Origin of the sequence: Brevibacillus sp. HB1.1 (assembly GCF_013332445.1) — a bacterium.
In the GTDB taxonomy this organism is placed as follows: Bacteria; Bacillota; Bacilli; order Brevibacillales; family Brevibacillaceae; genus Brevibacillus; species Brevibacillus porteri.
The window spans coordinates 48,911-73,162 of record NZ_JABMIV010000006.1; the positions used below are offsets into that span (position 1 = coordinate 48,911).

At 49.2% G+C, this 24,252-nt stretch carries 24 protein-coding genes and 1 pseudogene; 3 read left to right on the forward strand and 22 right to left on the reverse strand.

Translation table 11 applies throughout. The features are described 5' to 3' along the window. Window positions 1–52 precede the first annotated feature (52 nt). From HPY27_RS16715 to HPY27_RS16735, 5 genes and pseudogenes are all read right to left on the reverse strand, one after another. Window positions 53–811, reverse strand: a complete 759-nt coding sequence (locus HPY27_RS16715) for a response regulator transcription factor (RefSeq protein ID WP_173623041.1) — start codon at window positions 809–811, stop codon at window positions 53–55. Beyond that, on the reverse strand, window positions 783–2,639 hold the full coding sequence (locus HPY27_RS16720) for a cache domain-containing sensor histidine kinase (protein ID WP_173623040.1): 1,857 nt from the start codon (window positions 2,637–2,639) through the stop codon (window positions 783–785). The genes HPY27_RS16715 and HPY27_RS16720 overlap by 29 nt, the downstream gene beginning before the upstream one ends. A gap of 82 nt (window positions 2,640–2,721) precedes the next feature. Beyond that, a complete protein-coding gene (locus HPY27_RS16725; protein WP_174225488.1) occupies window positions 2,722–3,108 on the reverse strand; it encodes a GNAT family N-acetyltransferase in 387 nt (128 codons plus the stop codon). A 79-nt stretch (window positions 3,109–3,187) separates the two neighbouring features. Further along, a pseudogene (locus HPY27_RS16730) lies at window positions 3,188–3,699 on the reverse strand (GNAT family N-acetyltransferase). Between the two features lie 30 nt (window positions 3,700–3,729). Further along, complete coding sequence (locus HPY27_RS16735; protein WP_174225489.1) at window positions 3,730–4,122, reverse strand: hypothetical protein; 393 nt, start codon at window positions 4,120–4,122, stop codon at window positions 3,730–3,732. A gap of 184 nt (window positions 4,123–4,306) precedes the next feature. On the opposite strand from HPY27_RS16735, the gene HPY27_RS16740 reads away from it, so the two are divergent. Continuing rightward, window positions 4,307–5,275 carry an MraY family glycosyltransferase gene (locus HPY27_RS16740; RefSeq protein ID WP_017251198.1) on the forward strand — a complete coding sequence of 323 codons (969 nt, stop codon included), beginning with the start codon at window positions 4,307–4,309 and terminating at the stop codon, window positions 5,273–5,275. A 63-nt stretch (window positions 5,276–5,338) separates the two neighbouring features. On the opposite strand, the gene HPY27_RS16745 is transcribed toward HPY27_RS16740, so the two are convergent. From HPY27_RS16745 to HPY27_RS16810, 14 genes are all read right to left on the reverse strand, one after another. Then, complete coding sequence (locus HPY27_RS16745; RefSeq protein WP_174225490.1) at window positions 5,339–6,202, reverse strand: GNAT family N-acetyltransferase; 864 nt, start codon at window positions 6,200–6,202, stop codon at window positions 5,339–5,341. Window positions 6,203–6,227: 25 nt separating this feature from the next. Then, window positions 6,228–6,947, reverse strand: coding sequence for a 3'-5' exonuclease (locus tag HPY27_RS16750; protein WP_017251200.1), 720 nt, complete (start codon window positions 6,945–6,947; stop codon window positions 6,228–6,230). Window positions 6,948–7,081: 134 nt separating this feature from the next. Next, window positions 7,082–8,497: a serine hydrolase gene (locus HPY27_RS16755; RefSeq protein ID WP_174225491.1), complete on the reverse strand. Its 1,416-nt coding sequence runs from the start codon at window positions 8,495–8,497 to the stop codon at window positions 7,082–7,084. Between the two features lie 5 nt (window positions 8,498–8,502). After that, window positions 8,503–9,393, reverse strand: coding sequence for a serine hydrolase (locus HPY27_RS16760; RefSeq protein ID WP_174225492.1), 891 nt, complete (start codon window positions 9,391–9,393; stop codon window positions 8,503–8,505). A gap of 71 nt (window positions 9,394–9,464) precedes the next feature. After that, complete coding sequence (locus HPY27_RS16765) at window positions 9,465–11,108, reverse strand: peptide ABC transporter substrate-binding protein (protein ID WP_174225493.1); 1,644 nt, start codon at window positions 11,106–11,108, stop codon at window positions 9,465–9,467. A gap of 222 nt (window positions 11,109–11,330) precedes the next feature. Continuing rightward, window positions 11,331–11,612 (reverse strand): DUF2325 domain-containing protein, encoded by a 282-nt coding sequence (locus tag HPY27_RS16770; protein WP_007729617.1) that lies wholly within the window; start codon window positions 11,610–11,612, stop codon window positions 11,331–11,333. Window positions 11,613–11,648: 36 nt separating this feature from the next. Beyond that, complete coding sequence (locus HPY27_RS16775) at window positions 11,649–11,843, reverse strand: YezD family protein (protein WP_173623034.1); 195 nt, start codon at window positions 11,841–11,843, stop codon at window positions 11,649–11,651. A 333-nt stretch (window positions 11,844–12,176) separates the two neighbouring features. Then, a complete protein-coding gene (locus tag HPY27_RS16780; RefSeq protein ID WP_371814335.1) occupies window positions 12,177–13,142 on the reverse strand; it encodes an ABC transporter ATP-binding protein in 966 nt (321 codons plus the stop codon). Continuing rightward, window positions 13,132–14,118, reverse strand: a complete 987-nt coding sequence (locus HPY27_RS16785; RefSeq protein WP_174225495.1) for an ABC transporter ATP-binding protein — start codon at window positions 14,116–14,118, stop codon at window positions 13,132–13,134. Before HPY27_RS16785 ends, HPY27_RS16780 begins: the two co-directional genes overlap by 11 nt. 105 nt (window positions 14,119–14,223) lie before the next feature. Beyond that, the gene (opp4C, locus tag HPY27_RS16790; RefSeq protein ID WP_174225496.1) at window positions 14,224–15,150 is read right to left on the reverse strand and encodes an oligopeptide ABC transporter permease; all 927 of its coding nucleotides are present in this window, start codon (window positions 15,148–15,150) and stop codon (window positions 14,224–14,226) included. A gap of 11 nt (window positions 15,151–15,161) precedes the next feature. Then, window positions 15,162–16,118 (reverse strand): ABC transporter permease, encoded by a 957-nt coding sequence (locus HPY27_RS16795; RefSeq protein ID WP_174225497.1) that lies wholly within the window; start codon window positions 16,116–16,118, stop codon window positions 15,162–15,164. A gap of 86 nt (window positions 16,119–16,204) precedes the next feature. Beyond that, entirely contained in the window at window positions 16,205–17,953 is a 1,749-nt protein-coding gene (locus HPY27_RS16800) for an ABC transporter substrate-binding protein (protein ID WP_174225498.1), read from the reverse strand. A gap of 165 nt (window positions 17,954–18,118) precedes the next feature. After that, a complete protein-coding gene (locus HPY27_RS16805) occupies window positions 18,119–19,066 on the reverse strand; it encodes a phosphotransferase family protein (RefSeq protein ID WP_174225499.1) in 948 nt (315 codons plus the stop codon). 13 nt (window positions 19,067–19,079) lie between these two features. Next, window positions 19,080–19,736, reverse strand: coding sequence for a TetR/AcrR family transcriptional regulator (locus tag HPY27_RS16810; protein WP_174225500.1), 657 nt, complete (start codon window positions 19,734–19,736; stop codon window positions 19,080–19,082). Between the two features lie 117 nt (window positions 19,737–19,853). On the opposite strand from HPY27_RS16810, the gene HPY27_RS16815 reads away from it, so the two are divergent. Then, window positions 19,854–20,225 (forward strand): hypothetical protein, encoded by a 372-nt coding sequence (locus tag HPY27_RS16815; RefSeq protein WP_174225501.1) that lies wholly within the window; start codon window positions 19,854–19,856, stop codon window positions 20,223–20,225. Window positions 20,226–20,739: 514 nt separating this feature from the next. Here the strand turns inward: HPY27_RS16815 and HPY27_RS16820 are convergent. Together HPY27_RS16820 and HPY27_RS16825 are read right to left on the reverse strand one after the other, a co-directional pair. Then, entirely contained in the window at window positions 20,740–21,126 is a 387-nt protein-coding gene (locus tag HPY27_RS16820) for a VOC family protein (RefSeq protein WP_174225502.1), read from the reverse strand. A gap of 61 nt (window positions 21,127–21,187) precedes the next feature. After that, window positions 21,188–22,570 (reverse strand): aminotransferase-like domain-containing protein, encoded by a 1,383-nt coding sequence (locus HPY27_RS16825; RefSeq protein WP_174225503.1) that lies wholly within the window; start codon window positions 22,568–22,570, stop codon window positions 21,188–21,190. A 122-nt stretch (window positions 22,571–22,692) separates the two neighbouring features. On the opposite strand from HPY27_RS16825, the gene HPY27_RS16830 reads away from it, so the two are divergent. After that, window positions 22,693–23,109 (forward strand): GNAT family N-acetyltransferase, encoded by a 417-nt coding sequence (locus tag HPY27_RS16830; RefSeq protein WP_174225504.1) that lies wholly within the window; start codon window positions 22,693–22,695, stop codon window positions 23,107–23,109. Here HPY27_RS16830 and HPY27_RS16835 read toward each other — a convergent pair. Continuing rightward, on the reverse strand, window positions 23,096–24,160 hold the full coding sequence (locus tag HPY27_RS16835; protein WP_174225505.1) for a CapA family protein: 1,065 nt from the start codon (window positions 24,158–24,160) through the stop codon (window positions 23,096–23,098). The two genes, HPY27_RS16830 and HPY27_RS16835, sit on opposite strands and share 14 nt — an antisense overlap. Window positions 24,161–24,252: the final 92 nt, after the last annotated feature.

The following is a 24,252-nucleotide window of genomic DNA, read 5'->3' on the forward strand; positions in this document are numbered from 1 at the left end:
AATTGAGTGAATAGTAAGATAAATCACGCGGAATTCAGATTTGGTATCAGATTTAAAGATCTTTACTCCCTACGAGATCTCGATAGCTCCCGGGTGTCATCCCGACTTCCTTTTTAAATACCAGCATGAAATGCTTCGCGCTCTGATACCCTACTAAGCGGGCGATATCATACACCTTCAGGCTCGTCTCGTGTAACAGCTGCTTGGCGCGGTTCATCCTCACCTGCGTGATGTAGTCAGAGACATTTTCCCCCGTCTCGATCTTGAACAATTGACTCAAATAGATCGGATTCAAATGAACAGACTCCGCCAGCGTCTGGAGTCTCAGATCACCGTCCAAATGATCGTGAATAAATGCTTTTACCTTACGAATGATTTGTCTTTCTTCTCGATGGTTGCCGTCGACGCTGTTTTCTTCTTCCCTGACTTTCTTTTTGCGATCCAACACTTGCCTGATTTTTGCGAGCGTGCTCACCAACTCTAATCGATCAATGGGCTTCAAGAGATAGTCGGAGACTTTGTACTTCAACGCTTTCTGTGCGTAGTGAAAATCACCATAGCCACTAATAATCACAATGGGCAGCTCCTCGTACATCTCCCGAATTTTCCCGATCAGCGCCAAGCCGTCGACTTCCCGCATGCGGATATCCGTCACAATCAAATCAGGCATTTCCGTACGCAAATAATGCAGGGCATCCTTTCCACTTTCCGCTTCTGCCATGACGGCAAAACCGGACGTTCCTTTTTCAATTAACAATTTCAAGCCTTCCCGAATCATTCGTTCATCTTCCACCAGCAATACTTTGTACATGGCGTGATTCTCCCTTCTGAAAATCGAGCGGAATCTTCATCGTAATTTCCGTGCCTTGATCTGGTCTGCTCACAATCGTCAGCCCGTACTCATCCCCGAACAATAAGGTCAGCCGCTGGGAAATGTTTCGCAATGCTGTCCCATTGTGTCCGTTCCCTGTCAACTCATGCTGCTGCATAGGCGTACGCAGACTTGCGAGCAGACGACGTAATGATTGCTCAGACATTCCCTTGCCATTGTCCCTCACGCTGATTTGCATCACACCCTCCTGACAAAGCGCCGTGAGCCATATCGTCCCTCCCTGTTCTTGATGCTCAATCCCGTGTGCAATTGCATTTTCAAGCAATGGCTGTAGTAGCAGCTTCGGGATACGCTGATCCGACAGGCTCTCTTCCACGTCCATATACACCCGAAGGCGATCTCCCAGACGAATCTTTTGGATACGGACGTAGGATTGTAACGATACGAGTTCTTGCGTCAGTGTAACGTGACCATCCTCTCGAGCGACCGTATAGCGCATGAGTTTTCCGAGCGAAGAAACCATGTCGGACACATCGTAATTACCTGAGCGGATCGCCATCATATTGATCGATTCGAGTGTGTTGTAAATAAAATGCGGATTGATCTGGCTCTGCAAGGCCGCCAGCTCCGCCTCCCGCTCACGCAAGCTGCTGAGATAGACCTCATTGACAAGGCGGTTGATTTCCTCGACCATCTGATTAAATTGCTCGCTCAGCTTCCCAATCTCGTCTTGGGAATCGACAGGAACTCGTTCATGGAAGTTCCCTCGCTTTACTTGCAGCATTTTTTCTTTCAATTGAACGAGCGGCTTGCTGAGCGAATAGGAAAAATAAATCGCGAGTCCGCCAGCGACGAGTAAAAACATCGCCGCAATCAGCATCGTAAAACTGCGCAAGCTATTGGATTCTGCGAGCAGGACGTCGAGCGGAATCAGACTAATCACTACAAGCCCCGTCTCTCTCGATTGATGATCCACAAAGAGATATTGCTGTCCCTGAATCATTATCTGATTCGCATCCCCGCGATTGATCCCGTCAGTTTCTTGCAACAAAGTACGATAACCCGGCGAGCCTTCGCTATCTCTCTTTTCATAAAACAGCTCGTTTCCCTCATTGACGATGATCAAGCTCCCATCCTTGGTAAAAGGCATATCGGACAAGATTTGATCAAACATGGCCATTTTCATATCGATTTTAATGATTCCGAGCGGTACTTTCGTATACGGCTCCCGCAATAACCGAGCCACTGACACATAGCGCTCACCAGAAGCATCCAAATAATAGCCGGGCCGATGCTGTGGAATAATGACGGCTGCCCCCTGTTCCTTGATTACGCGCGAATACCATCCCTCTTCTGCCAAATCTCCCTTGCTCTTCATGATGGAAGGGTCCAGATTGGAAAAAATCATGCCATTCCCTGCGATGATTTGAATGCCCTTTACTTCTGGTCGGCTATAAGAAAGACTGGATATATACAGCGTCATCTTCTCCCTTTTTTCCATGGAGAGAAAAGAAGTAGCCGACGTATTCGTCTGAATTTCTTTTAAAATGGACAGGACTTCTGGATCATAGAGCGGCATGAGTGATAAACGCTTCATCTCCCGTATATTGCGCTCCAGGTTGCGATTGATCTGACCCACAATCTGCCCTGTGTATTCAGCCGTCCTCCATTCCGTTGAAGCCGAAAACTTGTTGTACGTAATGATTCCTTGCAAACTTAGCGGGATTGCGATCAAGCAGAGAAAAAGCGTGAGAATCTTTGCCCGCAGTGTTCCTTGCAAAAAAAGCGTCGAGACTTTCCTTTTCATGATGGCCCCTTTCCGTTTGTTCGAATAATCAGTATTTTATCCATCAAAAAATCCGCCAGGTAAAATCCTGACGGTCTATTCCTCAGTCTATTTCGATGCCCATGTAGAGACAATCGTAGAATGTATCCTCAATCATAAAATCTCTCGTCAACGTACCAAATTCCTTGAAGCCTATCCCAAATTCACCTACATGCTTCGTCCGCGATCGGATCCCCCCTCGAAAAGTCAGGTTCCCGACAATTCTCCCGTCCACCTCTGCCATTAAAAACAGTTGATTATGAGTTTCTAGACATCTTTTGATGTTTTCTTTTTGCTCATCAGGGGTGACTGTCCATTCTTGCTGTCCAAATGACAAATGATCCGACTCTCCTGATACGCGATGTACGAATGCAATAAAGGCTTCTGCGTCAGTGATTTTTCCTAAACGGATGATAACCTCTTGGCCAGACCTAAGCTTGGATACCTTCATGAGAACCTCCCCAGCTTTTTTCATACTATTAAAACAAAAAAACGGACGCCTGTTAACCGTCCGCTTGTAGCTTGTACGACTATTCCAATGTTTTAAAGTAAAGGAGGGTATCATGCAAGCTACCATCAGCCGCTCGGGCAAACCCTGGAATCCGTCCTGCTTCTTGATAGCCCATCGACTGATACAACTGGTTGGAAGGGTCGCCCGCTCGTGTATCCAAAACGAGGAGGCTGCGGTTTTCAGCAAGGGCCCTTGCCTCTGCCAGCAGCATCAGTCCACGCCCAATCCCTTGACGCTGCGCAGTAGGATGAACCATCAGCTTGGCGATTTCTGCTCGATGCAATCCATTTGCACGGCTCACCAGATGCAACTGGATGGTTCCGACGATGACATCTTCTTGTACAGCTACCCAAATTTTCATGTGTTCATGGGACACCGAATTCCAATAGGCACGTGCTTCTTCCAGTTGCATAGGCGGTAAAAACCCAAGGAAGCCCCATCCTCCACGACATCGATCAGCAATTGGGACAGCTGACGCAGTTCTTCCTCTGAAAACTCGATTCCTTCCCGATAACAAAGCGCTGACTTCATAAGAGCCCCTCCATATCTAACATCTCTTTATCAAGGTCGATATCCGTACATACTGAAAACAAACAGCAAGCATAGATAGATAATCGCTGCGGGTACAATGGTAAGGGCAATGAAAAACCGTTTCTTCACACTGTTGGCATTTCGAAACAACCAAAAGTATATGAACAGCAGGATGAGGAGAAATGGAACAAAATAAAAACCGAGTATGAATCCCACCCAATCCGAGTTGGTTTCCCAGAACTGCTCCGGCACGGGCACCCGATGATATTCACTATATATCTGTTCTTTACGTGAGACAAATAAGTAAGATAGCACGAGGTAGTAACCGAATATAACGAATTTTAGCCAGGGCCTGATCTGCTTCGCGGCGAGTGTTAGGGAAAAAATGATTCCTAGGATAAACCATAATGCCATGTATTCCATGTGGATCCCTCCTACGAAGGATTATAGGGATCGGATCTACTGGAGATAAGTACCAACTTTTTTTGGTACCTCATCTCACGTGATTACAAGAGTCGACAAAATTTGGAATCCTTCCTATAATAGACTTGTCAAACAACACAGTATGCGAGTATCTTTGCAATAGAAAGCTCACTACCTGTAGGAGATGGTTACGATAACGTACGCTCTTTCGTTTTTCCTGTCGTTTTGTATCGTTATGGTGCTGATTCCGCCTCTGGCTAAATTGGCATTTCGCCTTGATTTTGTGGACAAGCCACGTAAAGACGTGGAAAGAAAGATTCACCGGGAGCCTATCCCATTGACAGCAAGCTACGCTATTTTTGTCGGCTTTGCTGCATCGTTTTTGCTCTTCTCGAAAGAATCGACTGGGCAAACGATTGCTGTTCTAACAGGCTCACTACTGCTGCTTATTATCGGTACCATTGATGACTGGTACAAGACGCAAGGCAAGGATTTTTCCGCCTTACCAAAGCTGATCGTCCAAGTATCAGCCGCCGTGATTGTCTACTTGTCGGGTATTACTTTTTCCGGCTTTTACAATCCATTGAGTGGCGAATACATATTGCTCCCGGAATGGTTGCAGTTCATCCTGACCATTCTGTGGATTTTCGGAGTAACGACGGTTATCAATTTTTCGGATGGCATGGATGGCTTGGCTGGAGGGCTTTCTGCGATTTCCGCAGGCACGCTCTTCGTGGTTGCCTTGGTAAAAGGACAAAGCACATCTGCGATCATGGCGATCAGTCTGATCGGTGTTGCCTTGGCTTATCTGCGGTACAACAAGCCGCCGGCCAAAATTTTCATGGGAGATGCAGGCGCGACCTTCCTCGGCTTTATCTTGGCGGTTATCGCGTTGGATGGTGCCTTTAAGCAGGCAACGGTTCTCTCCTTGTTCATTCCGATTTTAGCACTCGGTGTGCCAATTTTTGATAATCTGTTTGTAGTGACCAAACGCTTCCTACAAGGAAAGCCGATCTACCAAGCAGATGCCAGTCAAGTTCATTATCGCCTGCTGCGTTCTGGACTCAATCCAAAACAGGTCGTCACCTTCCTGTGCTTGATCAGTGTTTGCTTTAGTCTGACGTCCATTATCCTGCTCCTGCTCGGAGTATAGGTTATCGGTCACAATGAAAAATGCCGCTTGGGTCTAATCCCTGCGGCATTTTTTATGGGCGGATTACGCGAAGTCTCTCTTCGCTGTCGTGGTCGTCTGAAACGTCTGAAAGCCTGTCCGTTCGTACAATGCAATCGCAGGTTCATTGTGGGTACCTGTGACGAGATGCGGCTTCAAACCCTTTTCCAGCGTCCGATTCACAAAAAAACGGACAAGCTCTTTGCCGTAGCCTTTGCCTTGATGCACGGGATCTACGAACACATCGTAGACTTCGCCATGCCCTGTGATGATCAAGGACCCGACGAATACTCCTTCATGCTCGAACAAATAAATGTCCTCTCTCATCTCACCTAGCAGCCAGTTTTTCCATGCGTTCATCGTCTTCTCAGGATAATCCGCCAGACGGTATGGCTGAAGATCAATGCCTTTGCGCACCTCGTAGTAAGCGTCACTCTGCGATTGGATGTACATCTCCATATCGGATTCGATGAACTTTCGTACGTCGAGTGTCGGTTCCGGCCCGATCTCTCCTGTGTATTTCATCAGATGGTGGCCCCAGATAGAAGCAAAACCTCTCTTGGCAAAAAAATCAGCACCCTGCCCGTGTTCTACGCGGTAGGTAGCCATGACGGCCATCGGCTTCTCCTCGTGCTGTTGCAGTTCCAGCCACAGCTTATCGAACAGCCGAGAGCCGATTCCTCGCTTTCGATGATCTGGTCGTGTATAGACGTATATTTCTGCTGTTCCGTCTTCGCCAGAGGAGTTCAAATCATATGTGCCGCAGCCCATGATTTGATCGTTTTCCTCCCAGATGTAAACCGTAGCCTTTTCCACGATATCGCCAATCTCTTCGGTCCTCCAAAGCATGCCTTCGCCAATCATCGTGACGATTGTCTCTTTGTCATTGGATTGTGCTTGTCGTATCATCTACGCACTCCTCCGTTCTCTCCCGTTAACTCTGCTGGACGGTTGCTGCTTCTGCGGCTTTTTCCAACTTCTTGCGATGTTGCAAGCAAGCCTCGCATCTTCTGCTTTTTCGCCCGAAAGCTGTGTAGTATTTGCTTTTTTTGCAAGATCGGCACGTAATGTACAACGAGCTCGACAAATTGTAGTTCTCTTCTGGCGTGTTTTCTTTCAGGTGCACCGTCTTGTTGTATTTGATGAGCAAATGAGCTGTGTGGATGGCATCGACCAAGGCCGAGTGCAGTCTGCCCTCCTGGATGATTCCTGCCGTGTCGATCGCTTCTTTCAGGCTCATCTGTTTGCGATCAGCCAAAAGCATGCTAATCGGCGGCTGGATGTCATTGTAATTGCGCATCCAGTTGAAGTCCAAACCAAATCGCGCACAATGCTCGATCATCAAACGCTTGTCGTCTTGCCCCCAAGTGCACAGGTAGTATTCAGAATCGTTGCCAATCCACTCCATAAATTCTGCGAATGCCCGGCGAAACGGGATAAAGGTTGGCATATTCTCTTTATCGAGACCGATGAACTTACGCGTCCTCTCTGTGATTCGGCGCTCAATGGCTGGAAAGGTGTAGCGCTGAAATGTGTCGACCTCCACGCCATTTTTTCCGGGCACGACTTTTGCCGCTCCGATCTCAATAATTTCCGGGATCTTGTCTCTCTGATACGTTAGTGTCGTTTCAAGGTCAAAAACAATGATCTGCAAGCCTAATCACATCCTGTATGTATTGTCTCTATTATGGCTTGGATCGGGCATAGAAAGCAAAACAAAGACAAAAGCGGCTGCCTGAGTGGCAACCGCTTTTTTTAAAATTCTTTTGTTTCCCCTTGTCACTTGGCTTATTTTGTGGATTCCTTCGTCAACTGACGCAATCCGTAGCTCATCCTAACTATTTGCCCGTCTTCATCCCGGAAAAACTCAATCCAAGGGATGGAATCTCTTTTTTGGAAAACGAAGCTGTCTTTTTGTACGGGTATCAGTGGATACGAGAGACCATCCACCTCTAGGAATAACTTGCCTTCGCTTTTGGCTATCGATGCGCTTACCCATTCCTGCGAAGAGTAGCTACCCTCGTACAGTGACAATTGCTCATCAGCAACCTCGTATGGATCATAGGCGTAGACTGGAGCTCCAGCCGGCCTTGCAAAATAACTGTTCAAAAAGCCGAGAACCAACTCTCGGACGCTCACTCCATCGAGATTGACCAGAATCACGCCCGTAATCCCTTGATCCGGAACCGAGAAAATGTGCGAGCTGATTCCCTTCAGCGAGCCGCCATGCTCTACCAGCAAGCCATCTGGAAAGGCAGGCGAGACCATCAGTCCATAGCCGTATGAGCGGTGCCCGTCCACACGAGCAAAGGGAGTGAGTATCTGCCGGACGCTATCGGCAGACAGAATAGGTGTCGGTTTTCCCGCTCCTCCCTGACGAAAGACTTCCAAATAGGCGAGCAGATCGTTCACCGTGGATTTGAGGAACCCTGCCGCTCGCATTGCTGGGGCATCGTGCCAGATGGGTGCTGCAATGATTTGGTTTTCGTCATCGATTTTTTTGTTGGTATACAAAATCGTGACGTCGTCCTTGTCAGCCAATTCATCCACGGAGAAAACGGTTCTGTTCATACCCAATGGCTGCAAAATATGCGTCGCAACGTAGTTTTCATACGTCTGGTTGCTAACCCGTTCAATGATCGCCCCCAAAAGCCCATACGCATCGTTGTTGTAGCTAAAGGCACCTCCTGGCTCTGAGAGCGGCTTCGCTTCGAACCCAGCAATGGCTTTCGTGACTTCTTCGTACGTATCCAAGTAAGGCACGGTCTTCAGTTCTTCCTCTGCTTTGGTTCCAATGACAGCAGGATCATTCTCCATGCTCCGCCTCATTGCGCCGTCTAAGTAAGGCATGGGCGCTATTCCAGGCGTATGTGTCATGAAGTGATGAATCGTCATTCGTGCTGTCAGCTCGTGGTCGCCCGCCCGAAACTCAGGCAAATATTTTACGACCGGATCGTGGACAGACAGCTTGCCTCCCTCCTGCAACTGCATGATCGCAACGCAGGTAAACGATTTAGTGATGGATGCGATGCCAAAAACGGTGTCGAGGGAAAGTGGCAGTTGCTGTTCTCTGTCACGAAAACCGAATGTCCCTTCGTACAAAAGCTCACCATCACGTGCAACAGCAATAGCTGCGCCCGGAGCCTTTGCCTCGTCCAGCAGCTGCTGTGCATACGTGTGGAACTGTTCTTTCCATGCCGTCATTTTCATCAACTCCCCATCGTTTGCTCATAAATCGCTTTTGCAACACGAGCGATAGTAAGCTCTGCCGCTTCTTTGTCAGTCACACCGCGTGATAGTGCCGTGATCGCAATCATCCCTTTTCCTTCGGGCAAATAGATGATGCCTGCATCATTGACGACTGCATTGACGGTTCCTGTCTTATGCGCGACCTTTGTTCCTTCTGGCAGCAAGTACGGCAGACGGCTGTTGTAATGCTGACGTCGCATGATGTCTAGCATCTGCTCGCAGGAGGCCTCCGTGAGAATTTCTTTTCGCGCAATCATGATAAGCAGGCGGTTTAGCTCCGCTGGTGTCGCTACGTTATTATCAAGGGTAGGCATGGATACATCGTGGATCAATTCGTAATTGCCTGACTCTTCCCGGCGCATGAACTCATCGAACCCTGCCTGCGAAGGTGTAGGTTCGTTCATACCCACGCAGTGGTTGAGGAGCTCCCAGCAATTATGCGTCAAATGAATCTGCGAAAGACCCAGCTCATGCATGTGCTCATTCACCTTGTCGATCCCGCTGATCAACTCGATGATTTGGTCCGTCGCATAGTTATCACTGACAATCGTCATCAGTGTCGCTAAGTCTTTTACCGTTAAGGCCGCTCCGGCATCCAGCTCTTGCAAAATGCCTGACCCCGGTACGCGGTCCTCCCATTTCAGTGTCACACGCTGGTCGAGGCGGATTCGTCCTGCTTCCACCTCGCGCATCAAGGTGACCATGATCGGAATTTTGAATGCACTCGCCAGTTGAAACAACTCTTCATCCAGATGCCCTGCTGACTCTCCTGTTTCCAGATGAACAGCTGCGATTCCAAAAATACCGGGCGCTTCCTTCAGCACGTTTTCTACTGCTTGCTGCCATGTCATGAAAATTCCTCCCCCATCGCTCGCGAAACGGCCCACACATGGATTTTTATGTCGGCCACTTCTTTTCAGCGCTATTGTTCTTTGTATCCCCACTTGAAGTCGATGTAGCCCAACGGATCTACTGTGATGCCTTTTACCTTTTCATTTTGTACCCATGAATTGACGCTGGAGTACACACCCGTTACCGGCATTTCTTCCATCAAGATGCTCTCCGCTTCGACCAGATACTGATTGCGCTTGGCCTCATCTGGTTCGGCGTACGCCTTTTTCACCAGCTCTACGTATTTCTCGCTAAACCAGAAGGTCGAGTTATTGGAGCTGTACTTCTCCATCATCAGCTCCAGGAAGTTGACGGAGTCGTTGTAATCTCCCGTCCAGCCTGTTCGGGAAATCATGTACTTCCCTTGCTCCTGATCGTCAAACATGACCTTCAACTCTTTATTGATCAGCTTTACGTCCACACCAAGGGCTTGTTTCCATTGAGCCTGCAATGCTTCAGCAATCTTCTTGTTGAGGTCGGAGGTATTGTACAGATAGGTGATTTCGGGCAGCTTGGCGATGCCCATCTCCTTCATTCCTTCTGCCAATAACTGTTTCGCCGTCTCCACGTCGTTATCCTTGAAATACCCATCCGGCTTCAAGGAGGCGGAAAGTGGGACAAAGCCCATCAAGGGAGTCTGTCCGGCCTGGCCGATGTTTTCTGCGATGTCACTACGGTTAATCGCATAGGCAAACGCTTTGCGGATTTTGCTATTCGTAAATGGCGGCTTCTCTGTCTGGAACAGGAGATAGTAGTTGGTGGCACGTTGCATGGTTTGCAGCTTGCCTTCGTCGCGCAAGGGTCCAATGGCATCCGCAGGCAGACCACTAATCGGGCCGCCAGCCCAATCCAGCTCGCCGCTATTGAACAACTCCAGCTCGGTATTCGTATCCTCTATCATGGAAAACTCGACTTCGTTGAACTTCACGACATCTTTGTCCCAATAGTGCTCGTTTTTGGCCAGCTCAATCTTGTTTTTATGCTCCCAATTCACCAGTTTGAACGGCCCATTGGTCACGATGGACTCGGGCTTTTTCGCCCAATTCGGATTGGCTTCTACCACTTTTTGATTGACCGGATAGTAGAAGGTCGCAAGTGTCAGGAAGTAAGGAGTAGGATTTTCCAAGGTGACTTGCAGTTTCTTGTCATCGACGACCTTGATGCCGACATCCTCCGCTTTCGCCTTTCCTTCGTAAAAGGCGCGGGCATTTTTGATCGGATAATACTTGTAGGCGGAGCCGCTGGCTGTCTTCGGATTGAGCACGCGCATCCAGCCGAAGGCGAAGTCTTGAGCCGTAACCGGGTCGCCATTGCTCCACTTGCTGTCGCGCAAAGTAAAAGTGTACACCTTTTTGTCCTCAGATACTTGAATGTCGGATGCAACGGAATGGACTGGCTTGCCATCCTTGTCCAAACGAACGAGCCCGTCGTACAGCGAACGGATGAAGGCACCGGAAATGACATCGTTGGACATGCCTGAATCAAGTGTCTCTGGCTCTGCTGCATTCATGTGCAGGATCTGCTCTGCCGCAGGCTGCGCAGTTGCCTGCTGTGCTGACGCTGGTTGCTGCTGGTTGTCTGGTGCGGTTTGAGTCGGCGTATTGCCACTGCTACAGCCTGCAAATAACCCCGTAAGCAAAACGAAGAGACTTGTTAGGACAACTGGTCTGTTCATGCTGTACCCCCTTGTTTGAGTCGGATAACCGATTATTGAATAAATATTCTGCAAATTTTATGCCATTCGTGTTTTCGGTTGTTCTTTTGTTGGTTTTATTCAGTGCTGAATACTTTTACACGAGTCGGTCCGACAAGTTTCTACCAGTAGTCTCTGTCACGCAAAAAAGAAGTATTCATCCTTGAATACTTCTATTCATTCGCGCATATGGGGCTGTCCTCTCTAGCTTATCGCTGGTTCATACATGGCTACCGCATCACATGACCTTCGACAAAAAACGATCGGGACGTGCTTTTGCTTCGCCAGCTTCTTTATATTTTTACTCAAACTGTGACTCACGAAGTTAATAAAGACAAGAACAAGCTCCGTATCAGAAGGAATCGTCGCCTTCACATCGGATTTTTTGCGACCTGATACGTGATAGACATTCTGGAACCCTTTGTTCTGTAACAAGCTCTCGATTTCTGCTACCCGATCTCCTCCTACCACAAGAACGCCTGCCATAGTCCTTCCTCCTCTCTTTTTTCCACGCTTATTCTTCTATTTTCCGGTGCGCGCTTGCGAAATCTTTGCCTCAGGCTTTTCCGCCGGGAGTCTGTATTTTTCCGTTCGCTCAATCTGAACGACCTGTGAATCGTGAACCACAATATGTATGGAACCGTATTCCAAACCATCCAGTGCGCGCGCGATTTTCTCTAATAAGGGAACGTCTAGGGAAATCTCATCTTTTGCCATGGGGACCACCCTCCTGTTTCGATAAATCAATGTATATTATTCCTACCTATTTACTTTGTTTTGTGATTTGATAATACCTCTTGCTGCCCATAACTGTCAATGTCAAACCGTTTGGGCAGCAAGAGGCTTTTCTCACCTCATTTTCCTTCGATTGCCGAAAGCTCCCTGCGGAACTAGACAGCTTGGTTGTCTTTGTCCTCGCGGGAGCTTTCGGTCGACCGATCAGCCAATCGTTTAAAAACCGATACATTTACTATGATATGAAAATATTACCATACGATTCTGCTATCGGTCAATGCTCCGTGCAGTTCTTTGTTCCCCCAATGATTCCCTTTACACCAAATGACAGGCGACAAATCTGTCGGTGCTAACCTCCCGAAAAGCAGGCACTTCCTGTCGGCAAATGTCTTTCACGTACGGGCAGCGCGTATGGAATTTGCACCCTGCTGGAGGATTTGCCGGACTTGGCATGTCTCCCTGCAGGACGATGCGTTCGCGCTTTTTCTTTGGGATCGGGAGCGGCACAGAGGAGAGCAATGCTTTGGTGTACGGATGGAGCGGTTCCAAAAATAACTCATCCCGAGGTGCCAGCTCCAGCAATGACCCCAAATACATGACGCCGATCCTCGTGCACAGATGCTCCACGACACTCAAATCATGTGAAATAAATAAGTACGTCAGCTTCCTCTGCTCCTGCAACTCTGCAAACAAATTGATGATTTGGGCTTGGATCGACACATCCAGAGCAGATACTGGCTCATCCGCGACGATAAAATCAGGGTTCATCATAATCGCCCGTGCGATGCCAATCCGTTGACGCTGACCGCCCGAGAACTCATGCGGATACCGATCGACATGATACGGCGCCAATCCACATAAAGCCATGACCTCTAAAACTCTTTCTCTGACCTCCGCTTGTGGGAGCAGCCCGTGATCAAGCAGCGCTTCCCCCAGTGCTTCTCCGATTCGAACGCGTGGATTCAGCGAGCTGTACGGGTCTTGAAAAATATATTGCATCCGTGGGCGCAATGCTCGGAGCTCTTGGCGATTCAACGCGTGCACATCGATACCCTGGAAGCGGACTTCTCCCTCTGTCTTTTCCAAAAGGCGCAGGATGGTGCGACCTGTCGTGCTTTTCCCGCTGCCGGATTCACCGACCAGCCCAAACGTCTCCCCTTTTTGGATGGAAAAGCTGACGTCATCCACCGCTTTTACATGGCCGATCGTCCTGCCGAAAAGCCCTCCGGTAATCGGGTAATATTTTTTCAATCGGCGCACTTCCAGTAAATTACTGTCCACGGACGATCTCCTCCTCATACAGCCAGCACGCGACCTTTCTACCGTCTCCCCCATCACGCAAAGGCGGCTGCTTCACCCGGCAAATGTCCAAGCACTGATCGCATCGGTCATGAAAATAGCACGATTCACCGAGTGTCGTCGGATTCGGTACTTGACCAGGGATGGAATACAACTTGGCTCTGCGCTGATTCAGTACAGGCTTGGAACGAAGCAAGCCTTGTGTATACGGGTGCTTCGGCTCCTCGAACAGCTCGACGACAGGAGACACCTCTACCACTTTCCCTGCGTACATCACGACCACATGATCGGCCATCTCCGCAACGACCCCCAGATCATGCGTGATAAAAAGAATCGCAGTTTGGGCTTCGTCCTTGATTTTGCGAAGCAGATCGAGAATTTGCGCCTGAATAGTCACATCCAAAGCAGTCGTCGGCTCATCAGCGATCAGCAGGCGAGGATTGCAGGATATTGCGATGGCAATCATAATGCGTTGCAGCATGCCCCCGCTCAATTCATGGGGGTACGATTTGGCGATTTCTTTTGCCCGCGGGATTCCGACTAGCTCGATCAGCTCGATGGCTCGCGCTTGGGCTGCTTTTTTACTTAGTCCCTGATGTTCCATGATCGGCTCCATGATCTGCTCACCGATGGTCAGTACGGGATTGAGTGACGACATCGGCTCCTGAAAAATCATGGCCAGCTCGTTACCGCGGAGCTTTCGCATCTCTTCTTTGCTGACTTTTCGCAGATCACGGCCTGCAAACCATATCTCACCCGAAACGATACTGCCTACCGCCTCTGGGATTAGTCTCATCAATGACATGGCTGCCGCGCTTTTGCCGCAGCCCGACTCGCCTACGATGCATACGGTCTCTCCCTCATGGACGCGCAGCTCGAGGGCATCGACTGCTTTGACCACGCCTTGTTCGGACTTGAAGTAGGTGCTTAAATTTTGGATTTCGACTAAAGCATTCATGCTTGGCTCACCTGCCTTTTCTTATAAAAAGTATCTGTAGTGGAGGGGGAGAAGTTTTATCTTGAAAGAAGGTTCAAGAAGTTATAAATCATTCAAGAACCCCCCTCAACGCTTCTGCTTTGGGTCCAAAGCATCTCGTAATCCATCCCCTAACAAATTAATCGAGATAACGGTAGCGAAAATAGCAATACCCGGAGGAACCCACAGCCACGGTCTTTTCTGAAAATCGATCAAGGTATTCGCCGCATCCATCATGTTGCCCCATGTGGGTGTTGGTGGGACGACACCGAGGCCGAAGTACGATAATACGGATTCGCTCAGGATCGCACCGCCGATGTTCAAGGTGGCAACTACAATTAAGAGTGGTGTCAGATTGGGCAGCAAATGGAAGAATAGCTTGCGTCTGTCGCGCAGACCGAGTACTTCTGCTGCTTGCATGAATTCACTTTCACGCAAGGTGAGCATCTGGCTGCGGACCATTCGCGCCAAGCCAGGCCAGCCGATCAGGCTCAGCATGACCATGACGATGTAAATGCGGTAGTCGGTCGGGATTTTCCACTCGGAGAGGACTGCGCCCATAATAAACAAGAGCGGCAGACCAGGAATGGTCATGAGCACGTCTGCTACGCGCATGATCACTTGATCGACCCACCCGCGGTAAAAGCCAGCTAGTGCACCAAGAAGGGCGCCAATAGAAACGGAGAGCATCATAGAAGCGATGCCGACTGTCAATGAGATTCGGCCCGCCTGCATCAACCGCGTCAAAATGTCTCTGCCCAAGCTGTCCGTCCCGAGCCAATGGGAGAAGCTTGGCGGCTTGTTGATCATGGCCGTATTAATCTTGCCGGATGCGTACGGAGAAAAAAACGGACCGATGAAACATACCACCGCCATGACGAGTAAAAACACAAGTCCAACCATGGCCAGTCGCTTCTTTTTCAGTCGCAAAAACGCCTCGTGCCACAAGGAGGAACGCAACGCTACCTGCTCCGGTCTCGTCACCTCGGCTACTTCACTTACCGTTGATGCCATCGTTTTCCCTCCTATTTCAACCGAACCCGCGGGTCAGCCACTCTGTACAGCAAATCAGCAGATAAGTTTCCGATGACGGTGAGAATCGCCAGGAACATCGTAAAGCCCATCAAGAGCGGGTAGTCCCGTACAGAAAACGCCTGCATGTACAACTGTCCGACACCGGGCCAGTTAAAGATTTTTTCCGTGATAATCGCCCCACCGAACAATGCTGGCAGTTCAAAGCCTAGTAGTGTAATGGCGGGCAGGAGTGCATTGCGCAGCGCGTGCTTGTGCAGGACGACTTTTTCCTTCAGTCCTTTTGCCCGGGCCGTGCGCACGAAGTCTTGTTGAATGACCTCCAGGATGTTCGTGCGGAAATAACGAGTCAGCGTCCCCACGCTCAGCAAAGTCAGCACCGTCACAGGCAAAAACATATGCTGGACCACGTCCCACGCATAGGCGAACCCCGTTTCCTTGCTGCCAATCGTCATCATGCCTCCTGCGGGAAACAGCTTGGCATCGACAGCAAACAACTTGATAAACAGCAGCCCGACGAAAAAAACAGGCAATGACATCGCTGCAAAAACGCCAATCGTCACGAGTGCATCGAACCAGGAATGCTGCCTGGCAGCAGACAGAACTCCGATAGAGATCGCGATCAGCCACGTAAAAAAGGTGGAGGTAATCGCGAGCAAAAACGAATTCCAGATGTAATCGTTCAACAGCGACATCACTGGCTGCTGGTATTGCAGAGAATAACCAAAATCGCCTTGGAAGGCGTTTTTCATCCAGATGAAATACCGTTCGACGACAGGCTTATCCAGACCGTACATCGCTTTTAGCTCCAGCTTTCGTTCCGCTGTCAGCTTGGGACTCGTATCGACGAAATCACCGGGCGTCAGGGCATACAGGAAAAAAATCAAAATGGATGCGCCGAAGAGCGTCAACGCCATGTAAAAGACCCTTTTCAAGAAGTAGGACGTCATCGTTTGCCTCCTTTCATGCTTGAGGAAAAAAGAAAGCCCAGCCCCAAGGCCGGGCACAACATTCGTGAGTCAGTTACTCGAACTTGTTACTCAAACTTGATACCAGGCAGGCTGGTCGAAATACCTGTGAACGGATTCGGCTCCAAGCCTTTGATCTTGCCGTTGTGCGCAGACAAAATTTTACGGTAGCCGAGGAAGATGTACGGCGGGTCATCGCTCAGCTCTTTGTACAGGTCTTTGTAGATCGCTTTGCGCTTCTCGATGTCCAGCGTAGATAGACCTGATTCCAGCAATTCGTCTACTTTGGCATTGGAGTAGCCATTCGTTCCGGTAAATCCGCTCTTGCCCTTTTTCGTCGAGAAGGCGTCTACACCGTCATCTGGATCAATCAGCATCGTGGTCGAGAACGAAGCGAGGTCGTGATCTCCTTTTTCCGTCCGTGCCAAAACGGCGTTGTAGTCCATCATTTCCGCTTCAAACTGGATGCCAAGCTCTTTGTAGTTTTCTTTGGCAATCGGGATCAGTACCTCTCCCAGCTTTCCTTTTGTCGTGTAGTAATGCACGACCAGCTTTTGTCCGTCTTTTTCACGGATACCGTCCGCGCCCGGCTTCCAGCCCGCTTCGTCCAGGAGCTGCTTCGCCTTTTCCGGATTGTAGGCGTATGGATTGACATCATCCGTATAGGCCCACGAAACAGGGCTGATTGGTACATTGGCGACTTGCGCGTATCCTTGGTAAGTCAGGTCTAAAATCTTTTGGCGATCCAGTCCGTAGATGAAGGCTTGGCGGACGCGCTTGTCTTTGAAAAATGGCTTGGAATGATTGAACTTGATGTACGAATAGGCACTGGATGTGTACAGATTGATATTCACGTATCCTAGCTCTTGCAACTGCTCAATGTTATCCGAGTTGACGGTAAAGGAGTTGTAGTCCATCTCCCCTGTCTGGATAAACTGTAGAGCGTCGCCCTCGGTCGTCTTGTAGATAAAGTGCTCGACTTGCGGCTTGCCCGCGAAATAGTGCTCGTTTGCGAGATAGCGGACTTCTTGACCAGGAATGTACGCCTCAAATTTGTAAGGTCCAGCTCCCAATGGCTTGCCGTGCAGGGTGCGGAGATACTCCAGATTGCCTGGTTTGTACTCCTTGCCGTAGTACGCTTTGGAGAGCACCTGCCCACCTAACAGAACGAGAGATTTGGCGTTCACTTTCTCCGTCGTGATCTGGATCGTCTGTGGATCAATCACCTTGATCCCTTCGATCGTGTTCGCTTTGCCTTCCTTGTATTCACGGCCACCCTTGATACTTGCTACGAAAATGTCCGTTTCGCCATCGTACGTTTTGTCGTGCAAAATCGTCAGTGTAAAGGCCACATCCTCTGCCGTCAGCGGTGAACCATCGCTGAATTTCAGATTCGGTCTCAGGTGGAACGTATACGTGAGCTGGTCAGGAGATACGTCCCATTTTTCCGCGAGCTTGGGGACTGGCTTTCCTGTCGCATCGACATCCACCAGGGATTCGAAGATCGCTGAGGAGACATTGCCATCGTAGCCGTTGTGGTAAAAGAACGGGTTAAATACACCACCCGGCTCTGTCAGTCCCGCAATGAATGTATCGGTCCTTTTGGCTGCTGCTTCCGGCAGCTTGGATAAATCCGTAGCCAAATTGATGCCGTCTTTTATGTCTTGCACCTTGCTGGCAGCAGGTGCTGATGCTTCTGTCGACGGAGTCGCCGTTTGTGTCGAGGTAGCCGGCGTACTGCCTTCGGAGCTGCACCCTGTGACCAACAGAGTCCCTAATAGCAAGCTTGAAATGATTTGCGAAAACCTTTTTTTCATGTTGATCCTCCTTCATATCCACTCACTCAGTGAAACCAGCTCCTCCGGTGGTCCGGTCGGATCAAAAAACAATAACTTATAATTCTTACCTATTTACTATGAATTAGATTATAGGTATCGATACCGGATCGGTCAACAGTTTTTTCCAAACAAAAAAAGCCCCGATTATTCGAGGCTCTCATTAGTCGTATACCTTTTATACGGAATGCCTAGTTTTTCACACGCCTGCATCACGAATAGAGAATGTCGCTCACGCATGGAGTCCTCTATCCTTTTTTCCAATCCCCAATCAGATAGGTTCGAAGCTGGCCGCAGTGCCGCACACAAATCCCAGTACGGAAGCTGGGTATAATCGAGTGTCTTGCTGGCAGAAGATTGATAATGAAGCGTAAACTCATGCATGGCCTCCACTCCAAATGCCCACAAAATCTCCAGTCTGGCATTGCCGAGATCAGATAAGGGGTCGCCGATCGCAGCGTCCTCCCAGTCGATAACAGCAGCGAGTTTTTCTTCCTTCCACATCGTATTTCCCGGCCAGAAATCGCCATGCAACAGAGATGCTGCATTCGACTGCGGCAGCGGCCAAACGGACTCCAGCACTTCGCGAATGAGTCCCTCATCCAGTGAGTTGTCCAGGCTCGTAGGTCTTTTGTGGAGCTTCTCCGTTATCGCTTCTTCTTGTTTCGGCAAAGAAGTGCCCACCAGTCTAGTAGCGTCTACCGAATGGATGCGAGTCAGCACCTCAGCTGCTTGTTGTAGAAAGCTGGACAAGTCGGCTGGTGCGGTGACTGTCTCTCCTTCTATGAATTCGATGACAAGGCACGGTGTGGGAAACATATCGCTGGCTGCTTCGAGATGATAGGGCGTTGGAGTCGGCAAATCAGCTGACTTCAGTATTTGCAACAGCCTGAATTCATCTGATGCGATCTGTGGATTTCGCTTGAGGTCAGCCTGACCATGCTCGCGGACGACTACTTTTTTCTTCGTGCCTTCAGGGCTCTCCATTTCTAGCGCGGTGACCTGTGCAGAAATCCCGCCTCTTAACTCCCCTACACGAAGGAGCTTGGCTGACGGGTTCATGTTATGTACCAGGCGTGTCCATTTCTCATCCATATATGTTTCCCCTTTATGCTCCACTGTCTGAATGTCTATACAGTCCTACCATCATCATTTCCATATACGATTCTAATTCCACAAAAAAGGATTGGACATGTGCGAAGCCTTTATCGCTGGCATCGTAGTTTTCGCGGACGTACTTTTGCGTCAATGCCTCTACAGTCGACAGCAAAAAATGCAGCGCCTTCTGTGGATCGAACTGCGCTTTGATCAATGACGTATCGACTTGATCCAGAAACAAGGGAATATATCGCGCATTGAACTGTGTTTCTCTGTCTTCGATCTCAGCCTGGCATTCCTCGGGATAATCGAAAAAGGTCGCCACTGCCATTTGATAAATAACTGGCTCCTCGGCAAAGAGCGCCATTTTTGCTTGATTAACATGAAGAAATCGCGCAAAAAAGTCTTGCGGCGCCGCTTCCATTCGCGCCTGTATACAGGCAAAAAAACGTTCGATACAAGCATCCACAATCGCGAGAAACAGTCCCTTTTTATTCCCGAAAAAGTGGAACAGCATCCCCTTTGATACGCCTGCGTTCTGAACGATTTGATTGGTCGAGCCTCGTTCATAGCCTTTCGCGGAAAATTCAACAAGAGCCGCTTCCAACAGTTTTCGCTTGTTCGGCTCCAGTGTTTCGTCCTGCCAAATTCCTTTTATGTCCGTCACCTGCTCTCCGTTCTTCTTTTTCCTATCATAACGCATATTGACCAGGTGGTCAAAGTGGAGTTATACTTTCCTCGAAGACTTCATCAGCCCTATTTCACTACAAGGAAGTGATGCCTGATGGCACGGACATTGCCCGTATTCGCCCGTATCATCCTTGGATTGATTTTGCTTGGAGCCGGTGTGAATGGTTACATTGTCTTGTTTGGATTCGAGTCTATCTTTCCAACCAGTCCTGCTGCCATGGAGCTTTTGCAAGGGTATTTGCTGGTTCTGGTCAAAACCGTCGAAATCATCTGTGGATTGCTATTCCTAACCAACCGCTTCGTCCCACTGGCTCTAACCGCCACTGCGCCTCTTGCTGTCAACATCTTGACGTTCCACCTGTTTGTCGATCCCGACATGCTCGCTATGGGACTGATTGTCGCGATTTTGGAAGCGTATTTGCTGTGGAGCTATCGGCGTAGTTTTCGTCAGTTGATGACGATGTAGACAAAAAGACTATATTCCATCGGTTGTGGTCGGGGGAAGCCCTGCCACATGTTTTCCAGTCGCCTGTATCCTCTCTTCGTTCGGGCGGTCTCCTTCCAAACATGTGACAGGACTTTCGTACAGCTGTGGATTTTTTCGTGCGTTTAAACGTTTTGCAAGTTAACACAGGAAAAGCTTCTGAACGACTAATTCATTTGGCCCGAAACACCTTAGAACCACATTCAAATTAATGAACAGCTACGTAGGAAGAAGCGAATTTCCAGTCCAAGCGCCTCTGGAGCCCTTCTCAGCGTAGGAAAAAATGGCGGGGAATTTCAGCTTCACTTATGAATGACCTCCTCGAAACTTCTACGTTTGAAGTGCTCCCGCCATTTTTTCCGAAGCGGACAGTCGTGCCCCCTTGCGGGGCGTAGGCCGAAGCGTAGACTGGAAATTCGCTTCTTCCCCCACTGCAACATCGATAAAAAGGTAAAAAGTTAGCCGGTACCAAGAGGTGTACCGGCTTTTCTTACTTTTATTTTTTCGTTAAATGAATCTGCCACGATATTCCGTAACGATCTTGGACCCATCCGAACTTTTCACTGAACGGATATTGTCCAAGCGGCATAAGGACTTGTCCATCCGAGGAAAGCTGTCCAAAAACACGGTCAACCTCTTCCTCTGTATCGCAGTCCACAAATAACGAAATCGCCGGGGTAAAGGCATGATAGTCACCGTTCGTATTGTCAATACACATGAAAGTCTGGCCTTTTAACGTGAAGGTAGCGTGCAGGACTTGTCCATTCTCGTGATGCATGACCTGCTTGATTTCTGAGCGATCAAAAATAGACGTGTAAAACTTCATCGCTTCTTCCGCTTGTCCATGGAACATGAGAAACGTAGTGATAGCTTGCACTGACAATCACTCCTTTTCGTGATGATATACGTCTCCATTCTGCCCATTCCTCAAATATGCATAACCACTAGATCCAATCGATAATCCGCCACTGACCTTCTTTTCTTTGCTTTTGCAAGAGTGTAGTAGCCGTCTCTGCTAACAGAGCGATCCCTCTCTCTATCTTATCAGCATCTGTTTGGATAATACTAATTCGCAACCCGTTTTCACGCGGGAAGGTAGGCAAATAGCTCTGGTTCGTGGACATGACCCGCACGTTTTGCTGGTGTAACACGGCAATGATATCCTGAGCGTCTAGCTCATCGGGAAGCAGCACTCTCGAAAAAATCCCGCCTGTTCCGATTTGTGTGTGAAGCTGTGGGGGAAGATAGCGCCGGCAGCACTCGGCCAATGTTTCCATCCGCAGGCGATAACGTTCCCGGACAAGAGCAGCATGATGGTCGTACATCCCGCAATTCAAATACAGCTCCAAAGCCGCCTGAGACAAGACGGCCGTACTGGAATCACACGATGCTTTAAACAACCGGAACGTTTCCATTACGGAAGGGGGCAGGACGACTGTCGCCAATCGAAGTCCGGGCAGCATGATCTTAGAAAAGCTTTTGACGTACAGGACACGCCCTGATTGATCGTAGCTGTAGATCGGGTCTGTCTTTAGATTGGTTTCCATGTCCGCCAGATAGTCATCCTCGACGATGTATACATCGTAGCGCTGAGCCAGCTTGGCGATTTGTTTCTTTTGTTCCGTTGAATAGCTTGTCCCCAACGGATTGTGAAACCGGGGAACCGTGTAGAAAAACTTGATTTGATTGTTGCGGAAATGCCGCTCCAGCTCATCCATGTCGATGCCTGCCGCGGTCCGCTGGATGCCCAGAACGGTAACTCCCAGCAGCTCGAGTGAACGCAGCATGCCGTGAAAGGTAGGCTGTTCGACTAGCACTGCATTCTTTCCATTTGGAAACGGCATGGAGGCGAGCAGATGCAGCGCTTGCTGAGCTCCCGAAACGACGCAAATTTGCGAAGGGGATGCAAACACTTGTGATTGGGCGAGATGGCTCTCCAATGCCCGACGCAAGGAGAAAAAGCCCTGGGGCTCCGAATAGGAAAACAACTGATCTTCATATAATTCAATCGCACGGTTTAAACAATGCTGGAAATCTTTGAATGGCATAACTTCTGAGTCAGGGCTGGCTGCCGTAAAGTCAATTCGCTCCTCTGGAAAACGCGTACTTTGAAGAGGGCGAAGGACCGCGTAATAACCGCTTTTGGGAATGGAATAAATCAAGTGTTCCTTCTCCAGCTCTTGATACGCCCGTATCGCCGTATTCAAACTGCACGACCAACGCTCGGATGCAGTACGAATCGACGGCAGCTTCTCCCCTGGCTTGATTGTATGGGTACGAAGCTGTTCTTTGATGCTGTCTTTCACGACTTCGTATTTATTCTTCATCCCGTTCACTCCCCCGTTATCTGTGTGGGTACAGATTCACTTTTCTCTCCTTTATGCGCCCTAGTCCCTTGAGTATAGTGAATCGTAAGCAAAGGAGTAAATACATATACGGAGGGATACGGATGGAAGCAAGACACGCGACACTGCCTTACAAAATCAGTGATGAGAAAGCTGTACTCGATATCGAGCGCATCAGCGATTGGCTGTCGACAACGTATTGGGCGTCAGAACGCTCCAAGGATATGATCGTAAAAAGTATCGAAAATTCACTCTGTTTTGGATTGTACGGTGAGGATGGACAGGCTGGATTCGTCCGGGTCGTGAGTGATTACGCGACGATTTCCTGGGTGTGTGATGTCTTCGTCGACCCGGAGCATCGAGGTAAGGGATTGAGCAAATGGCTCATGGAAGTGATGGTGGAACATCCAGACATCCGTCATACGAGCATGATACTCGCTACTCGGGATGCTCATGGTTTATACGAGCAGTATCGCTTCACACGAAGAGAAATGATGCGCAGACCAGCTATTGAGGCTTAGACTCGCTAACCTCGCCTTTTGCGTCAACGCTCGCCCCATAGGAAATGCGGTTGAGCTTGTCGATGATCCGCTTTTTGTTTTTCTCGTCCATCGGAGCAGGCTGACCGTTCGTGAGCTTCACCGGTATCACGTGGCTCTTGCTCCCGTCTTTTGAAAATGTCAGTTGGACCATCATGGCTTCGCGACCTTTCGGATTGCGCGAGGTGGTAAACACAAAATTCCCTACGCTGTAGTAGATCGGCGCCTTTTTATAAAACTCAACACCCATAATCGAATGGCTGTGCGATCCAACAATGGCATCCACACCGCTGTCGATCAGCTTTTTCGCCATCTCGCGCGCATATGGTTCCGGGTAATCCTTATATTCCAGATTCCAGTGCATGACCGCAATCGTAATGTCTGACTCCGCTACTGCCTTTTTTACATGGGATAGCATCGGCTCATAAGAGTAGGCATGGGCGAGACCTGGCTTGTTTTTTCGCGCATACCAACGCTCATTTGGAAGGACACGGCTGATCCCGATGACTGCCACGCGTTTCCCCTTGATCGTTTGGATGTAGGGTGCGAATGCTTCTTCCTCGTTTTTCCCCGCCCCGACGTAACCGATCTTTGCCTTTTTCAGATGCTCCATTGTGTCATAGAGCGCGTCCATTCCGTAATCGAGCGAATGATTATTCGCCAGATTGACCACGTCGAAACCCGCGTTCACGAGCCCCTGCAAAGACTCTGGCTTCGCACGATAGGTATATTCCTTTTTCTCCGGACGTCCCCGTGTACTGACTGGTGTCTCCAGATTGCCAATCGTCAAGTCTGCCTGCTTAAGAAAATCACCTGTTTTTTGAAACGGATAATCTACGCCGTACCGCCCAATTTGATTCCCGACGCTCTTATCCAAAATCATATCCCCGACAAACGCTACCTGAATAGAATCCTGCTCCTGCACATCCCCTCCGCTGCTCGCCTGGACCGCAACAGATTCCGTTCCCATTGCAGCACAGAGCATCACAGCAGCTACCACGATTACCGCTTGTTTCCATCGTCCAATCTTCATGCCCCTCAACCCATCTCTCTTTTTGCTTTCATTCTAGAAGGCGTGGGATGTGAAGCCTGTTGAAGCATGTCTAGCTTCCATGGAAATTTCTC

Excerpts from the sequence above, each read along its gene's own strand:
- opp4C (WP_174225496.1), bottom strand. The coding sequence starts at position 15,150 with ATGGCATCAACGGTAAGTGAAGTAGCCGAGGTGACGAGACCGGAGCAG.
- HPY27_RS16735 (WP_174225489.1), bottom strand. The coding sequence starts at position 4,122 with ATGGAATACATGGCATTATGGTTTATCCTAGGAATCATTTTTTCCCTA.
- HPY27_RS16775 (WP_173623034.1), bottom strand. The coding sequence starts at position 11,843 with ATGGCAAAAGATGAGATTTCCCTAGACGTTCCCTTATTAGAGAAAATC.
- HPY27_RS16835 (WP_174225505.1), bottom strand. The coding sequence starts at position 24,160 with ATGAAGATTGGACGATGGAAACAAGCGGTAATCGTGGTAGCTGCTGTG.
- HPY27_RS16745 (WP_174225490.1), bottom strand. The coding sequence starts at position 6,202 with ATGATACGACAAGCACAATCCAATGACAAAGAGACAATCGTCACGATG.
- HPY27_RS16740 (WP_017251198.1), top strand. The coding sequence starts at position 4,307 with ATGGTTACGATAACGTACGCTCTTTCGTTTTTCCTGTCGTTTTGTATC.
- HPY27_RS16765 (WP_174225493.1), bottom strand. The coding sequence starts at position 11,108 with ATGAACAGACCAGTTGTCCTAACAAGTCTCTTCGTTTTGCTTACGGGG.
- HPY27_RS16770 (WP_007729617.1), bottom strand. The coding sequence starts at position 11,612 with ATGGCAGGCGTTCTTGTGGTAGGAGGAGATCGGGTAGCAGAAATCGAG.
- HPY27_RS16720 (WP_173623040.1), bottom strand. The coding sequence starts at position 2,639 with ATGAAAAGGAAAGTCTCGACGCTTTTTTTGCAAGGAACACTGCGGGCA.
- HPY27_RS16715 (WP_173623041.1), bottom strand. The coding sequence starts at position 811 with ATGTACAAAGTATTGCTGGTGGAAGATGAACGAATGATTCGGGAAGGC.
- HPY27_RS16725 (WP_174225488.1), bottom strand. The coding sequence starts at position 3,108 with ATGAAGGTATCCAAGCTTAGGTCTGGCCAAGAGGTTATCATCCGTTTA.
- HPY27_RS16805 (WP_174225499.1), bottom strand. The coding sequence starts at position 19,066 with ATGGATGAGAAATGGACACGCCTGGTACATAACATGAACCCGTCAGCC.
- HPY27_RS16800 (WP_174225498.1), bottom strand. The coding sequence starts at position 17,953 with ATGAAAAAAAGGTTTTCGCAAATCATTTCAAGCTTGCTATTAGGGACT.
- HPY27_RS16825 (WP_174225503.1), bottom strand. The coding sequence starts at position 22,570 with ATGAAGAATAAATACGAAGTCGTGAAAGACAGCATCAAAGAACAGCTT.
- HPY27_RS16755 (WP_174225491.1), bottom strand. The coding sequence starts at position 8,497 with ATGACGGCATGGAAAGAACAGTTCCACACGTATGCACAGCAGCTGCTG.
- HPY27_RS16795 (WP_174225497.1), bottom strand. The coding sequence starts at position 16,118 with ATGACGTCCTACTTCTTGAAAAGGGTCTTTTACATGGCGTTGACGCTC.
- HPY27_RS16760 (WP_174225492.1), bottom strand. The coding sequence starts at position 9,393 with ATGACATGGCAGCAAGCAGTAGAAAACGTGCTGAAGGAAGCGCCCGGT.
- HPY27_RS16830 (WP_174225504.1), top strand. The coding sequence starts at position 22,693 with ATGGAAGCAAGACACGCGACACTGCCTTACAAAATCAGTGATGAGAAA.
- HPY27_RS16815 (WP_174225501.1), top strand. The coding sequence starts at position 19,854 with ATGGCACGGACATTGCCCGTATTCGCCCGTATCATCCTTGGATTGATT.
- HPY27_RS16785 (WP_174225495.1), bottom strand. The coding sequence starts at position 14,118 with ATGAATGCTTTAGTCGAAATCCAAAATTTAAGCACCTACTTCAAGTCC.